This window comes from Actinoplanes sp. KI2 (genome assembly GCF_025630775.1).
In the GTDB taxonomy this organism is placed as follows: domain Bacteria; phylum Actinomycetota; class Actinomycetes; order Mycobacteriales; family Micromonosporaceae; genus Actinoplanes.
This window is the reverse complement of record NZ_JAOSZE010000072.1, coordinates 17820-32168: the sequence shown is the minus strand read 5'-3', so window position 1 is coordinate 32168 and position 14349 is coordinate 17820. Positions and strand designations below refer to the sequence as shown.

The window sequence follows — 14349 nt, the reverse complement described above, 5'->3', positions numbered from 1 at the left end:
CACCGGAAAGCCGAGATCGCCGCGCTCCGGCTGGGTCTCGACCTCGGCATGACCCTGATCGACACCGCCGAGATGTACGCCGAGGGCGAGACCGAGCGGCTTGTCGGCGACGCGATCAGCGGGCGCCGTGACAAGGTCTTCCTGATCAGCAAGGTGCTGCCGTCGCACGCGACTCGCCGGGGCACCATCGATGCCTGCGCGGCGAGCCTGCGCCGGCTCAAGACCGATCGCCTCGACATGTACCTGCTGCACTGGCGGGGTTCCGTGCCGCTCTGGCAGACGATCGAGGCCTTTGTGGAGCTGAAGGAGCGCGGCTGGATCCGCCATTGGGGGGTCAGCAACTTCGATGTGATGGACCTCGACGATCTGTGGCAGATCCCGAGCGGAGCCGACGTGCAAACCGATCAGGTGCTCTACAACCTCGCGCGCCGCAGCCCCGAGTACAACCTCCTGCCGTGGTGTCGTGAGCAGAACCTGCCGGTGATGTCTTACTCACCGATCGAACAGGGTGATCTTCTGTCGCATCCGGCGGTGCTCGGTGTGGCGGAGCGCAACGACATCACCGCTGCCCAGGTCGCGCTGGCCTGGGTGCTCCGGCAGCCGCGGGTCTGCGCGATTCCCAAGTCGGGTTCGGTCGCCCACGTACAGCAGAACTCCGCAGCCGCTGCGATCAGGCTCAGCCCTCAGGACCTGACCGAACTGGACCTGGCGTTCCCGCCGCCGATCAAGGGCCGTCCCTTGGAAACCCTCTGAGGACCACCATGAATTACCAGACCTTCCTCAGCGTGGTGCAGGATTCGCTGGGCGCCGGCCGGGAAACGGCCGAGCGCGCGACGCACACGGTCACCAGCGTCCTCGGTGAGCGGATCGGGGCCGACGAGGCCCGTGTCTATGCCGCGCATCTCCCGCCGGAGGTCGCGGCGTGGTTACACACCGCAGGTGGCGCTCGGTCCTTCGACGCCGAGGAATTCGTCCGGCGGGTCGCCGAACGGGAGGGAACCAACCCTGACACGGCCGAACGTCACATCATCGCCGTGCTGGGCGCCATTTCACAGGCGCTTCCGGAACGGGAGTACGACCATCTGCTCGCGCGGCTCTCGAAGGATTATGCGCCGTTGCTACCTAAGGCGGCGGTCGCGCCCACCATGTCGACGCGCGCTTTCGTCAGCCGGGTCGCGCAACGTGCCGGCATCGACGACGCGTCGGCGCTGCGGGTGGCGGAAGCGGTCCTGCAGACGCTTGCCGAGCGGATCACGGCCGGTGAGGTGCGCGACCTCACCGGCCGCCTTCCGGTGCGGCTCCATGGAGCGCTCAAGCGGGGTACCGCCCAGGCAGACTCGGCCACCCGCAAGATGCCGCCCGACGAGTTCCTGCGCCGGGTGGAGCAGCGTGCCGGCGTCGGCCCTGATCAGTCCCGGGAGTACGTCCGGGCGGTGTTCGCCACCGTACGGGAGGCGACGCGGGAGGAGTTCTTCGACGTGACCGTGCAGTTGCCCGCCGGGTATTGGGACCTCATCGCGGTGGAGCCAAAGCACCGATAACTCTGCCAATCGACGGCGCCTGAAGTAGGCAACGCACACGCGTCCGAGTGAGGCTGAAATGGTCCATGCCGCGTACGCGATGGTGGGGTTGCATGCGGCCGGTCTCGGGTATGCGGACTGTCGGTGTTGAGTGGCAACAGGCCGACCCGGCGGCCGTCACTGGTGACCAGACCGACACCGAGACCTACCGTGCCTCACCTTGCGTGACTCGAGCGGACCAGCGGTGTGTCCACGAGGTGTTCGGCCAGGAACCAGGCCTGCATCTCGCCGGTACGGATGACGTCCGAGACCAGCAGGTCGTTGGTGCCGTCATCGCCCAACTGAGCGACCCGCGCAGCGGCGTCATGGGCTTCGACCAGGATGATCTCGTGGACCTCCAGCAACCGGGAGAGCATCGCCGGAACCTCCTCCGCCCCGTCCGGTGGGCGCGGCACCATGGTGATCTCTGCGACGTGTCGCGGATCGCCGACGGCAAGACCACCGAGGGTCTGCACCCGTTCGGCGATCGTGTCGATGAGCGTCAGTTGCTCCCCGGCGTGCTTGTCCAGCAGCAGGTGGAGCTGGTAGAAGGTCGCGCCGTCCCGGTCCGCAGATCGATGAGCCGATATCCCGCAACGGCGGCAACCCCTCGCATCCGAAGCCCATTGGTAGTTCTGCCAATCGACACCCCGTCGGAGTGGCTGTTGCGATAGATCGGAGCGGATGCCCGCTCCGCTTCGATCCGGGTGTCATTCACTCGGCGGCGACGCCCGGCGCGCCGGAGTTCCACGGTGACCGCCGGTGGGGTGACGGGGTGCCAGTGCGCAACGGCGAGCCCCGGGTAGCAGGCGAACTGCGGGAGCGGCTGCTGCGTCTCGGCTTCATCAAGGTCGACCGCAAGGGCTTCCTCAAGTCCGACGCGTACGTCGCCGCAGACGAGATCGACCGCGTGCAGGACGGTGCCGTCCACCTGATGGTCACCGACGAGAAAATGCTGAAGGAAGCCGACACCTGAGCCACGACCTTCGGCTCCGACCCGCACTTCGTCATGATCCGGCCGGTCCTCCCGCAAACCCCGGAAGGCTGCGCCGAATGCCTGGTTCTCGTCACCGATGCGGCACGCGCGGGCGGGCGAGAACGGGTCACCTGGAATGTGTGCGGTTCCGTCGGCCGAATGTCGGTGGGCATCTCATCCTGACCGGGGGAGGGACGCTCACCCGTAGCTGCAGAGGATGTTATGTGCCCGGTCACTGCAGACGAGAGGAAGTGCCGGCATGAAGAGGATCGTGGACATCGTTCCGGCGTCTCCGGGCTGGTACGCGCGGTGGCGCTTCACCCCGGAACGCACCCGGTCCTATCCGGTCACCGTCTGGGCACTCGTCGAGGACGCCGGACCGAGCACCCGGCACGTCGTGGTCGGCGTCGATGCCGGTGGTCAATGGCCAGGCGGGGCCGACAACGATCCCGGCGCGGACTTCATCCGGTACGTCTACCAGGCGCCGGAGGAAGGGCAGCCGGAGGACTTGTTCAACCCGGTCCATCCAGCGAGGGAGTCCCGGACATGAGAATCGCGATCATCGGAGTGGGCAACGTCGGCAGCGCACTGGCACGCGCCTTCCGCACTGCCGGGCACACGGTGGTGGTGAGCTCTCGCCACGCGTCGCACGCGGAGAAGATCGCCGAGGACCTGGACGTCTCCGCCGCGTCCTCCAACCGGGCGGCGGCCGAGAACGCCGAGATGGTGGTGCTTGCGGTCCCCGCGAAGGCGGTGGCGTCGGTGCTGGACGAGACCGCGGAGTTCCTCGACGGCACCATCGTTGTGGATCCCACCAACCCGGCAGACGAGGACGCCGAGACCGTCCTGCGGGCCTCCGCGTCGCTGGCGGAGGCGGTGGTCCTCCTGGCGCCCGGCGCGCGGGTGGTCAAGGCCTTCAACACGGTTTTCGCGAGCCGCCTCAACGATCCGGTGATCGACGGTACCCCGCTCGACGGCTTCTACGCGGGCGACGACGCACAGGCCAAGCAGGTCGTCGCGGATCTCCTGGCGGACATGGGTTTCCGGCCGATCGATACCGGTGAGCTGCTGACCGCACGCGCGCTGGAACTGATGGCCTTCCTCAACATCATGCTGAACGCCCGCGGCGGCTGGCCGTGGCAGTCGGGGTGGAAACTCCTCGGCCCGGTGAGCTGACGATGCCTTCCGGCGCAGCGGTCACCTGGCTCGTCTGGATCGTCAGCTCACTGGCCACAGTCGGTGGGGCGATCGGCTCGGGTATGGATGGAAGGGTGGAACAGTGACGGTCACCATCGGCCTGGTCGGGGCCGGCCGGCGGGCGGCGCAGGTGCACGCGCCGACGCTGGCCGGCTCGCCCGACGTGTGCTTCGTCGGCGTCTGGGCGCCGACGCCGGGACCCGTACGCGAACTCGCCGACCGGCACCACGTCCGGCCTTTCGATCGCTTCGCAGATCTTCTCGACCATTGTGACGCGGTGGCCTTCGCCGTCCCGCCACCGGTACAGGCCGAGTTGGCCGCCGCCGCCGCGCGGCGCGGCAAGTCCGTGTTCCTGGAACGGCCCGTGGCCGGGGACATCGCGGGTGCCGAGGAACTGGTCGAGGCGGTGCAGCGGAGCAAGGTGGTCTCACAGATCGGACTGGCCTGGCGGTACTCCGCGGAGGTACGCCGCTTCCTCAGCGTCGAGGTTGCGCGGATCAAGCCGGACGGCGGCGCGGGCCGGCTCGTCTCCGGCAGCCATCGCCCCGGGGGGTCCGTCAGCGCGTGGCGCGTCGAGCGCGGCGTTCTCCGCGGTCAGGGCGTCGACCTGCTCGACCTGCTCGACGCCCTACTGGGCCCGATCGTGGGGGTGCAGGTGCACGGCGACCGCCAGGGATGGGTGGGGCTCATGCTCGACCACCAAGTGGGCCGGTTCAGCGAGGCGTCGATGTCGGCGATGGCGGCGCCCGAGACGTTCCGCGCCGACGTCGAGATCTTCGGGCCCGGCGGAGGGGCCGCCCTGGATTGCACTCGGGTGTCGGGGCCGCACGTGTACCGGACGATGTACCGGGAGTTCGCCGACGCTATCCGGAGCGGCGGCGCACCGGCGCTCGATGCCCGGCACGGCCTGCACCTGCAGCGCGTGATCGAGTCGGCCGACACGGACATTCTCCTCGGGACGTGACACCGACCCGGCCGCCGTCCGGTCATCAGCCGGCGTCCGACAGCTCGGGCAGGGCACCGACGGCCTCCGCTCCTCCTTCGGCTGCGTACGGAGGAGCCGACTGTGGGCCTGAGATGGATGAGGTGGGCTCACCTCCGCGGCGGTAGATCGGGGCTTCCGGTATCGGGTCGCGGGCCTGGATTGGCAACGATGCCAATCGACGCCGACGGCAAGTAGCGGTACTCCTGAAGTACCGGATCCACAGGGGAGCCGGCCATATCAGGGGACAGGCGGCGGCGCGCTCCCGACGATAGGAGCCCCACCGCGGTCGAGGTCGTGTAGATCCACAGGGCAACCCGGGTGCGCCGCGTGTGGCTGACGCTGCACCGCACGACCTTTTGCCCACGTCAGGACCGGGTCCCGCACGGACTGCGCCGGACCGAACAGCACCCCGGAATGCGCAGCCGCACCCGACGCGGTCCTGGAGCACACCGAGGCTGACCTGCCCGAGCCACACCACCTGTCGGAAGGAACCGAAATGGCCACGTACAAGATCGGATACCTCGTCGGAAGCCTCTCGTCCACGTCGATCAACCGGGAGCTGGCCAAGGCCCTGATCCGGTTGGCACCGGAGGATCTTGAGTTCACCGAGATCCCGATCGGGAACCTCCCGCTGTACAGTCCGGATCACGACACGAACTACCCGCCCGAGGCGATCGCGCTCAAGGACGCGATCCACCAGTCCCAGGCGATCCTGTTCGTCACACCGGAGTACAACCGATCGATCCCGGGCGCGTTGAAGAACGCGATCGACTGGGCCTCACGCCCGTGGGGCCAGAACGCCTTCGACCACATCCCGGCGGCGGTGATCGGCGCATCCATCGGTCAGATCGGCACCGCGCTGAGCCAACAAAGCCTGCGCTCGGTGTTGAGCTTCTGCAACGCGCGGCAGATGACCGCCCCGGAGGCCTACATCCAGTACACCCCGGAGCTCTTCCCGGGCAACGGCGAAGTCGCCGACGAGTCCACCGAGGCCTTCCTCACCATCTTCATGGCCGAGTTCCGCGACCACGTCGTCCGGGTGCTGACCGTGCTGCCCCGCCAAGCGTCCACCGTCCCAACGGCCGCGTCGTAGGTTCTGGACGAACGCCTGCCCAGCAATTCAACGACCGGCGCTCGCGTGACGGTAACCAACCCGGTCGGGTACCGCCAGCAGCCACCACCGCGTCCAAGAAGCTCTGAACATGGCCGAAAAAATCTATGACCGACCACCTAGACTTTCTCGCTGTACTCGGCTAACGTTCCTGGTGTTGAGAGATGAGATCCAAGGAAGCGCTGACTAACCAAGCCGGGCATGTAACCCAGGGCCTGATTCGACTTATGTCACGGGCTCGCTCGGCACAGCAGTGAGGAAGGCCTCACCGCTTGCAGTAAGGCATGAGGAAGTAGAACGGTAAGACCCTGACGTAAGTCCAGGTCAGGGCAACAGGCGCGATGCTGATACAGGTCTCGCCTGGCAGATCGCCGGTCGCACGTGTGCGGGGCCATGAAGTTGCGTGGGGCTCCGACACCGGTCGGCAGCACCGAAAGATGTGAGAAGCAGAGGAAAGGGAGGGCTGAACACCGTTGGATCGCCCGCCACCAGGACGCAGCTGAAATCCGGGGCGGACACCGCAGTCTCCATCGAACGTGAGGTGGTCTCCGGTCACGCTTATGCGATCCTCGCACCCCTTGCCGCCGACGGCGGTCGGTGCGGAAACGAAAAGCCGACGAACGTGTCGGTAGATGGTGTTTTTAGGCCGTAAACCCTGGGCCCCGGCGTTTCTGCGCCGGGGCCCTCGTCTTGGAGAAATGTGTATGCCACAACCCGACGACATGTTCGGTGACGATGACTACCCCGCCTACACCATGGGCCGAGCCGCCGAGATCACCGGCGCTTCGCAAGACTTTCTACGCCGGCTCGAAGAGGCGAAACTGTTCACCCCGTTCCGATCCGCCGGCAGACACCGCCGCTACTCGCGCTATCAGCTGCGTCTTGCCGCCCGGGCCCGCCAAATGGTCGAGCACGGCACCGCGCTGGAAGCGGCCTGCCGGATCATCATCCTCGAGGACCAGCTCGAAGAAGCCCTCCGGCAGAATGAGACCTACAAGCGCCAACAAGAAGCCGGTGCCTGAACAGCGACGACGGATCAAATGCGCCGCGCCCGGGGCGACCGCGGCGCGTCCTTTCCCCATGCCAGCCGGCCGCGTCGCGGCCGGGATGAGCGGATTTCGCCAAGAACAACACCGGGGGTGCGCCCGTGCGGCGACATCGCGGACGGACGCTCACCCACCAGAGGAACCTCGAGCCGGCCGCGGGGGCCGGGCGCTTCATCTGCTCCGCAAGTAGCAGCCTCTGCCGCCGAAGGCACGGTTGATGAAGATGGTCGCTTTCGGGATGTCCCCAGCCTCAAGAGCGGCCTCGAGCCCGGCGGTCAGGATCGCGGCGAGCGCGGCATAATAAATGTCCTCTGCTCTCCTTTCTCTCGAAGTTGTCTTGCTGGGGCCTTCACCGTGTAACCGTCTCGCGGGACTATTGTCGGCTATATCCCGTTCCGGGGCATCCGGCCGCTCTCGTGGGCGCGATCCCGCAGCGCGCCGAAAGGACACTCCCATGCACCCGCGACTCGCCGAGCTGGACTGGGCCGCCACGCGGATCGGCGAGATAAGCCTGCGCCGGCGCCTCGAGCCCATCACCAGAACTGAGGTGTACGAGGTCAAGCTCGGCGACGAATACCTGATGTCCAGCTTGTTCACGGTCGCCGAGGAGGAGCTGGCCCGGATCACCCTGGCGGCGCTGCCGAACACACCGCTGGACGTCGTCGTCGGCGGCCTCGGCCTCGGCTACACCGCCCGCAGCGCCCTCACCGACGACCGGGTCCGGTCCCTGATCGTGGTCGAGGCGCTGGCACCGGTGATCGACTGGCATCGCCGTGAGCTGCTCCCGCAGGCCCGCGCACTCACCACCGATCCCCGCACCACCTTGTTGGAAGGTGACTTCTTCGCGCTGCTGCGCGACGGCACAGGCTTCGATCCGGCCGCCCCGGACCGCCGCTTCGACGCCATCCTGGTTGACATCGACCACTCGCCCATCAACGTGTTGGACCCCACCCACGCCGACCTCTACACCGCCGGCGGACTACGCCGGCTCGGCGGCTTCCTGCAGCCGGGCGGGGCGTTTGGACTGTGGTCCGACGACGCACCCGACGAGGCATTCCTGGCCGTCCTGCGGCAGTGTTTCGCCACGGCAACCGCCCATGTGGTGACCTTCGCCAACCCGCTGACCGGTGGCAACTCCGCCAGTACTGTTTACCTTGCAACCGTCGCCTGCTGACGTCGCCGGCCTGTCCAGCCGTCAACGTCGGGGCAGGACGAGCAGCGTGATCGAGTTCGCCGGGTACGTCGCGGTGACGGTGCCGCAGTCCACGAAAAGATCGTCACTCCGTACGATCGAGGTCAGATCGGCGGGGCTGTAAGTGAACCGCTGCGCCGTGGCGGTGCCGTTGAAGCCGGTGACCGACAGGGGCGATGTCAGATCGCTGCCGGTCTTGTTGACGACCATGACGGTCAGCGCCTTGTCGGACGAGCGCTGCGCGCCGTACACCGCCAGTTCCCCCTGGTCGCTGCTGGTCGCCGACACGCTCACGTCGCCGAACCGGCTCCCTGCGCCATCGTAGTTGCGGTACATCCGGAAGGCGTACGCTCCGGGCTGCGTCGGTTGTGGCTCGCCCCAGATGGTGGCGAGGTCGAGCCCTTCGCGCCCGAAGATCCCGAGGACGTCGGCCTCGGCCAGCGCGCCGTTGATGTCGTCCAGAGCGCCCCAGTTGTACTCCGTGATGGCGACCTTCGTGCCGGGGTAGTACTGCGCCACCCACGCCTTCATCGTGCGGATGAACTGCAGAGGCGGCGCGTTGACGCCGCTGGGGCCGATCCACGACTCGTCCACGTACGTCGGATCCCACAGTGACCGGGTGGACCGCAGCCGCAGCGCGTTGGACTCGGGGTCCTTGCCGCCGCTGATCTGCGGATAGTAGTGCTGGTCGAAGTAGTTCAGGAAGCGCTTGCCGCCGTGGGCATCGCCGTAGTCCTTCATGTTCTTGAGGTACCACTGGGACAGGTTGAGGCCGCCGTGCGCGGCCGCGTCAGCGCCGGGCGCGCATCCGTCCGGTCCGGACGCGACCCACTCGCAGTAGCCCCAGCCCGATGGGCCGAGCACGGCCGCGCTCGGGTCGGCGGCCTTGATGGCCGCGGCGGTCGCCGTACCCTTGCTGCCCAGCTCGTCGTAGGTCACTGCTTGGGGATGTACGTCGCGGTGCGTGGAGCTCCACAGCACCGGCTCGTTGTCGAGTTCGTAGATCCGGACGCCGCCCTTCGCCGCGGTGCCGAATTGGCTGACCAGATGGGAGACCATCGCGCCGTCGAACGACGCGTCGGCCTGGATCGAGGTGTCCGTGGGTTCGGCTCCGGTGATGTTCGTGCCGTTGAGCTTGCCGTTGCCGCAGTTGGCGTCCCACGGGTCGAACTGGTCCTGCTGCGGGAATCGGGTTGCCGGGAACCCGCAGGCGAACGGGTGTGACGATGGCGAATCCTTGGCCACCCATCCGATCATGGGCACGGTGACCACCTGTTTGGTGCCGCGGTCGCGGTTGGTCGTGACGAACGACTCGAGCGTGTTGCTGTCGCTCGCCACGATGTTCTCGAAGTACCAGTCGCTGCCGGTGTTGTAGGTGTGGTTCTTGAAGTTGTAGCGGCTGCTCGCGTTGCCGCCCCAGCGCGCCACCGGCATGCCGATCTCGGCGGCGAAGGCCGGGTCGGCTCCGTTCAGCCCGTAGATGTCCGGACTGATCGCATGCCGGGCGGCGGACGCGTTCACCGAGAGAGCGAGCCCGGTCGCCGCCGCGGCCGGGAACGAGACGGCCAGTGTGCCCGCCACGAGAGACGCTGCCACGCCGATTGCCGTGACCGATCGCGACTTCCGCCACCGTTGAGGACCCATCGCAGACTCCCGAAGCTTCCCATGGCATAGACAGATATCTATGAAATCCTGGCCGTATGTCGTCCGCCAGTCAAGACTCGCTGAGATCACCGAAGACGAGATACGTGCGGCGGCGGGTCATGCCCGTCCGGTGAACGCTGCCGCTCGCTACGCGATGTGCTCGGGGCTGGTGGCCTTCCGTACGCCGGCGAGGAGCGCGGCGAGTACCTGTCCAGCCCGACCGCATTCTGGCTGGTCAAGCTCATGGATCTGGGCATCGTCGTCCCGGCCGCGCTGGCCACCGCCATCGGGCTACTGCGCGGAGCCACCTGGGCGAGCACCCCGATGTTCGCCATCGTCGGCGCGTACACCCTCATCGGCGCATCGGTGACCGGCATGGCCGTCACCATGAACCTCAACCACGACCCGGACGCCTCACCCGGGTCGGCCTTGCTCACCCTCGCCTTCGCCGCGCTCGCTGTCGCCGTATATCGGCCCCTGTTCCGCGTCGCCGACCGCGCCGTCGCTCCCACCACGGTGGCCGAAGCCCGGGTGCCGACCGACGCGAGAGTCCCGCGATGAGCCCCACGGCCTACACGCCGTCGCGCCCGAGCAGCGCCGATCTGGCCCGACCGGCCGGGTCGGTGCTGGCCGGCGCCCCGCTTCGTCTGCGCCCCGCTCGTGCTGCGCTGGCATCTGCGGTGGGGCGCCACGGCGGCGGAGGCCCTACCCACAGCCCGCCGACGTTCGTACCCACGATGGCGAGGTACCAGCCCACTCATCGCGTGGTCTGTGCAGATTCCCTGCGAGACGAAGCCACCATGTTGCGCACCTTGCGGCCCCTCGGCAATGGTGTGGATCAGCACGTCAGCGCCGTCGAAGGAGTACCACACCGGCTGGGCCGCCTCCCGGCTCTGCCCGCCTTCAAGCCCATCCTCGGTCGGCTTATCGAGGCGGCAAGAGGATTCGTTCCTGGATGACGAACTGGGCAGCTCGTCCCGATGTGGCCGACGTTTGAGGTGCTACGGGTGACCCGCCCCAGGCGCTGGGCTTGCTGGATCCGCTTCGCTTGGCATCGGCGTGGCTCGCCGCGCGCGTCGCACTGGCGGGGCGCGGGTTTCTCCTCAGTTGCGCTGATCGGTCAGGTGCCGGCGAGCCGGGCGACGATCGGCGCCGCGACCAGCGGGTCGCCTCCGAAGTGAAGGTAGTCGAGACCGAATTCTTCCCGGCGTCGCTGCAGCGCTTCCACGCACGATTCCACGGTTCCGTGCAGCACCGCGGGCGAGTCGGCGAGAACGGCCGGGTCGGTCACGTCCCGGGCGATACTGGACACCCAGGGCCGCCTGTCCGGGGCGTCGGTGATGTCCACCGACTGGATCGACATGTGGTAGCGCAGGGCGCTCGGATCGCGACCGGCGGCTCGCGCCGCCGCCCGTACGATGGTGAGCTTCGCCCGCACGCCCTGGGACGAGACGTCGAGCAGCGACTGGCCGGCGGCCTGGCCGCGGCGCATCCGGGGATTTATGCCCACGATGTCGGCCATCCGGCCGGCCAGCTCCAGCACCAGGCGGCCGCCGCCGCCGATCAATATCGGGGGATGGGGCTTCTGCACCGGCTTGGGAAGACCGTCGAGCTCGGTGATCTGGTAGTGCTTTCCCACGTACGAGAACGGCTCGGGTCCGAGCAGCCCCTTGATGACCTCGACGGCCTCGCCGAGCCGCTGGATCCGCACCGGGGCTGGGTCGAGTGGGATGTTCGCCGCGGCGTAGTCGCTCTCCTTCCAGCCGGCGCCCAGGCCGATCTCGACCCGGCCGCCGGAGAGCACGTCGAGCGTGGCCAGCGACTTGTGCAACAGCACGGGGTGCCGGTAGTCGTTGGCCAGAACCAGCGGCATGATCCGCAGCGTGGTGGTCGCCTCCGCGGCCGCGGTCATCACCACCAGCGGGTCCATTTTCCAGCCGTCGGTGAAGTGGTCGGAGACGGCTACCGACGAATAGCCAAGATCCTCGATGCGCCGTAGCTTGTCACGCCATGCCGATATCGGGCCGGTGAGGCTGGGCATGCTGGTGCTGAAGCGAAACGTGTTCGCCATCGAGCCTCCTGAATATCGCGGGCTGACGATCAGACCCGGAGGTGCCCGCGGCCGTCGTGACTCTGGGTGAGTCACTTGTGCGGGAGGACCCGCCTCCGTAATGAGGCTTCGAACGGAACGCTCCCTGGCGGTCTGGCTCGTGTCCGCAGGCCGATCGTATTGGCAGAGTTGAGGTTCGGCTACGCCGTGTAACTGCTCTCAGAGTCCAAATCAGCCCCAAAGGCTTACGAACCGCCCATGTACGCACGGTTGCGTGTGTCACTACTCCACGCAAAACGTGTTCTAAAGGGTCGGGTGCGAGCCGCTCGGGTGGGTCAGCAGCGGCAAGTGGTAGGTGCAGCCCGGCGCCAGTTACCACGGCGCCGGCAGGGCATTCTGGTGCGGTGAGTGGCGAACAGCTAAAGACCGACGTCTCGGTTCCCCGGTCGCAGACCGGGGCGAGCCCACAGCATCTGCTCGCCACCGTGCTCGGTGAGTACCTCGACTCGGCGGATGCCGCCCTGCCATCGGCGGCGGTGATCGCCATCCTGGGGGAGTTCGGGATCAGCGAGTCCAGCGCCCGGTCCGCCCTGTCCAGGCTGACCAAGCGCGGCCTGATCGTGGCGCGGGGCGACGGCCGGGTGCCCGTCTATCACCTGACGACCGCGGCGATCGCCAGTCATCACACCCATATGCAGCGTTTCCTGAGCTTCGGCGCGGGTCCGCCGGAGTGGAGCGGCGACTGGGTGATGGCGACATTCTCGATCCCGAGCTCCAACCAGGCGTCCCGCCACGCGGTGCGCAAGGCGTTGACCGCCTCGGGGCTCGTGGGCCTGTACGACAGTGTGTGGATCGGGCCGGGCGCCGACGCCGCGGCGGTGCGTACGGCCCTGAGCCGGACTCTGCACGAGGTCGAGGGAGCTCGGTGGTCGGTCATGCATGTCCGGTTCGACGACGAGGCCGGACCGCACGGCCCGGCCGCCGCTTACGACCTGGCCGGTCTCGCGTCCTCGTATCGGGACTTCATCGACCGGTACGCGGAGCTGCGGGTGGCCGTGCGTGACGGCCGGGTGGACGCCGCCCGGGCGCTGGTGGCCCGGACCTCTGTGATGGATTCCTGGCGGCGCTTCCCCGAGCTGGATCCGGACCTGCCCGAGCATCTGCTGCCGGCGCCCTGGCCTCGCCAGCAGGCCCGGGACACGTTTCTGGAGATCCATACCGCGCTGGGTTCGCTGGCTCGGGAGCGTCTCGTCGAGGTGGCGACACCGCATTGGCCGGAGGCCGCCTCGTGGGTCACGTTCTTCTCATCGCAATGACGTCCGTCTATGCATTGACACTTCTCGTCACTGCAGTGATAGTAACTGCATGGAGCGGGAGGCCCGGATGAGAACAGGGACGAAGATTGGTACGGGATTGGCGGCCGTCGTTGTCTTGGCCGCCGCCGCGGTGATCACCGTCGGTGCGTCGCCGGCCGATGCGGCAGCCGGCGGTGACGGACCGTACCCCGCCGACTACGAGACCTCGGCGAGCCTGGCCAATCACACCATCTACCGGCCTTCGACCTTGCCGTCCGAGCGCATGCCCATTTTCGTGTGGGGCAACGGAGGATGCGCTGCCAACGGCACCGGGCAGATCAACTTCCTGAAAGAGATCTCCTCGTACGGCTTCCTGGTCATCGCCAACGGAGCGCCGAACGGCTCCGGGTCGACCACGTCCTCGATGCTCACCCAGTCCATCGACTGGGCCTTCGCCGAGAACTCCCGGTCGAGCAGCAAGTACTACGGCCGGCTGGACACCAGCCAGGTCGCGGTCGCCGGCTGGTCGTGCGGAGGCCTGGAGGCGTACGCCGTCTCCAACGACTCGCGGATCACCACAACGATGATCTTCAGCAGCGGGCTGCTGAACGACGGCGACGACTATCAGCTCAAGCGGCTGACCAAGCCGATCGCCTACTTCATCGGCGGACCCAGCGACATCGCCTACGCGAACGCCATGGACGACTGGGGCAAGCTGCCGTCCGGGCTGCCCGCCTTCATGGGCAACCTGAACGTCGGGCACGGCGGTACGTACGACCAGACCAACGGCGGCGAGTTCGGCCGGGTGGCAGTGCTGTACCTGAAGTGGCGGTTGAAGGGCGACCTCACCGCCGGCGCCAACTTCGTCGGCTCCGACTGCGGCCTGTGCCACAGCCAATGGCAGGTCCAGCAGAAGAACCTGACGCTCGGCGACGGCACCCCACCGAGTACGCCGCCGGTCACGCCGTCCTCGACGTCCCCCTCTCCGTCCGGCACACCCGGCTGCACCGCGGCCTACACGGTGCAGAACCAGTGGAACGGAGGATTCGTCGCCGGTGTCGTCGTCACCGCGGGCAGCGCCGCGCTCAACGGCTGGCGGGTCACCCTCGCCCTGCCCGGCGGGGCGACGATCACTTCGGTCTGGAATGCCGTCAACACCGGTACGAGCGGCACGGTCACGATGGCGAACCAGTCGTACAACGGCCAACTGGCTCCCGGCCAGACCGCCAACTTCGGATTCCAGGGCACGGGAACAGGCAGCGGAGCAACCGCCACCTGCTCCGCGAGTTGACCA

At 67.7% G+C, this 14349-nt stretch carries 15 protein-coding genes; 12 read left to right on the top strand and 3 right to left on the bottom strand.

What is annotated here, in order from left to right; translation table 11 throughout:
- The coding region (locus tag ODJ79_RS43925; protein ID WP_263029682.1) for an aldo/keto reductase at positions 1–753 on the top strand (753 nt) is incomplete at its 5' end.
- Between the two features lie 8 nt (positions 754–761).
- Complete coding sequence (locus ODJ79_RS43920; RefSeq protein ID WP_263029681.1) at positions 762–1541, top strand: DUF2267 domain-containing protein; 780 nt, start codon at positions 762–764, stop codon at positions 1539–1541.
- A gap of 194 nt (positions 1542–1735) precedes the next feature.
- On the opposite strand, the gene ODJ79_RS43915 is transcribed toward ODJ79_RS43920, so the two are convergent.
- Entirely contained in the window at positions 1736–2149 is a 414-nt protein-coding gene (locus ODJ79_RS43915) for a Dps family protein (protein WP_263029683.1), read from the bottom strand.
- Between the two features lie 191 nt (positions 2150–2340).
- On the opposite strand from ODJ79_RS43915, the gene ODJ79_RS43910 reads away from it, so the two are divergent.
- The 7 genes from ODJ79_RS43910 (at position 2341) to ODJ79_RS43880 (ending at position 8048) form a co-directional block, all read left to right on the top strand.
- Positions 2341–2535 (top strand): hypothetical protein, encoded by a 195-nt coding sequence (locus ODJ79_RS43910; RefSeq protein ID WP_263029680.1) that lies wholly within the window; start codon positions 2341–2343, stop codon positions 2533–2535.
- A 259-nt stretch (positions 2536–2794) separates the two neighbouring features.
- Positions 2795–3085, top strand: coding sequence for a hypothetical protein (locus tag ODJ79_RS43905; RefSeq protein WP_263029679.1), 291 nt, complete (start codon positions 2795–2797; stop codon positions 3083–3085).
- Positions 3082–3711 (top strand): NADPH-dependent F420 reductase, encoded by a 630-nt coding sequence (locus ODJ79_RS43900; protein ID WP_263029678.1) that lies wholly within the window; start codon positions 3082–3084, stop codon positions 3709–3711. The genes ODJ79_RS43905 and ODJ79_RS43900 overlap by 4 nt, the downstream gene beginning before the upstream one ends.
- Before the next feature lie 103 nt (positions 3712–3814).
- Entirely contained in the window at positions 3815–4696 is an 882-nt protein-coding gene (locus ODJ79_RS43895; RefSeq protein ID WP_263029677.1) for a Gfo/Idh/MocA family protein, read from the top strand.
- Between the two features lie 517 nt (positions 4697–5213).
- Complete coding sequence (locus ODJ79_RS43890; RefSeq protein ID WP_263029676.1) at positions 5214–5810, top strand: NADPH-dependent FMN reductase; 597 nt, start codon at positions 5214–5216, stop codon at positions 5808–5810.
- Between the two features lie 722 nt (positions 5811–6532).
- A complete protein-coding gene (locus ODJ79_RS43885; RefSeq protein ID WP_263029675.1) occupies positions 6533–6850 on the top strand; it encodes a MerR family transcriptional regulator in 318 nt (105 codons plus the stop codon).
- 478 nt (positions 6851–7328) lie between these two features.
- Positions 7329–8048, top strand: a complete 720-nt coding sequence (locus tag ODJ79_RS43880; RefSeq protein WP_263029674.1) for a spermidine synthase — start codon at positions 7329–7331, stop codon at positions 8046–8048.
- A 21-nt stretch (positions 8049–8069) separates the two neighbouring features.
- Here ODJ79_RS43880 and ODJ79_RS43875 read toward each other — a convergent pair whose 3' ends face one another.
- The gene (locus ODJ79_RS43875) at positions 8070–9662 is read right to left on the bottom strand and encodes a glycoside hydrolase family 44 protein (RefSeq protein WP_263029673.1); all 1593 of its coding nucleotides are present in this window, start codon (positions 9660–9662) and stop codon (positions 8070–8072) included.
- 204 nt (positions 9663–9866) lie between these two features.
- Between ODJ79_RS43875 and ODJ79_RS43870 the strand changes: the two genes are divergently transcribed.
- Positions 9867–10271, top strand: a complete 405-nt coding sequence (locus ODJ79_RS43870; protein WP_263029672.1) for a hypothetical protein — start codon at positions 9867–9869, stop codon at positions 10269–10271.
- Between the two features lie 559 nt (positions 10272–10830).
- On the opposite strand, the gene ODJ79_RS43865 is transcribed toward ODJ79_RS43870, so the two are convergent.
- Positions 10831–11781, bottom strand: coding sequence for a TIGR03621 family F420-dependent LLM class oxidoreductase (locus ODJ79_RS43865; protein ID WP_263029671.1), 951 nt, complete (start codon positions 11779–11781; stop codon positions 10831–10833).
- Positions 11782–12164: 383 nt separating this feature from the next.
- On the opposite strand from ODJ79_RS43865, the gene ODJ79_RS43860 reads away from it, so the two are divergent.
- The gene (locus tag ODJ79_RS43860) at positions 12165–13076 is read left to right on the top strand and encodes a PaaX family transcriptional regulator C-terminal domain-containing protein (RefSeq protein ID WP_263029670.1); all 912 of its coding nucleotides are present in this window, start codon (positions 12165–12167) and stop codon (positions 13074–13076) included.
- 67 nt (positions 13077–13143) lie between these two features.
- Positions 13144–14346 (top strand): cellulose-binding domain-containing protein, encoded by a 1203-nt coding sequence (locus ODJ79_RS43855; protein ID WP_263029669.1) that lies wholly within the window; start codon positions 13144–13146, stop codon positions 14344–14346.
- Positions 14347–14349: the final 3 nt, after the last annotated feature.

Bases quoted from the DNA above. Each gene is read 5' to 3' on its own strand.
- ODJ79_RS43900 (WP_263029678.1), top strand. From the start codon at position 3,082: ATGAGAATCGCGATCATCGGAGTGGGCAACGTCGGCAGCGCACTGGCA.
- ODJ79_RS43920 (WP_263029681.1), top strand. From the start codon at position 762: ATGAATTACCAGACCTTCCTCAGCGTGGTGCAGGATTCGCTGGGCGCC.
- ODJ79_RS43885 (WP_263029675.1), top strand. From the start codon at position 6,533: ATGCCACAACCCGACGACATGTTCGGTGACGATGACTACCCCGCCTAC.
- ODJ79_RS43905 (WP_263029679.1), top strand. From the start codon at position 2,795: ATGAAGAGGATCGTGGACATCGTTCCGGCGTCTCCGGGCTGGTACGCG.
- ODJ79_RS43880 (WP_263029674.1), top strand. From the start codon at position 7,329: ATGCACCCGCGACTCGCCGAGCTGGACTGGGCCGCCACGCGGATCGGC.
- ODJ79_RS43855 (WP_263029669.1), top strand. From the start codon at position 13,144: ATGAGAACAGGGACGAAGATTGGTACGGGATTGGCGGCCGTCGTTGTC.
- ODJ79_RS43890 (WP_263029676.1), top strand. From the start codon at position 5,214: ATGGCCACGTACAAGATCGGATACCTCGTCGGAAGCCTCTCGTCCACG.
- ODJ79_RS43865 (WP_263029671.1), bottom strand. From the start codon at position 11,781: ATGGCGAACACGTTTCGCTTCAGCACCAGCATGCCCAGCCTCACCGGC.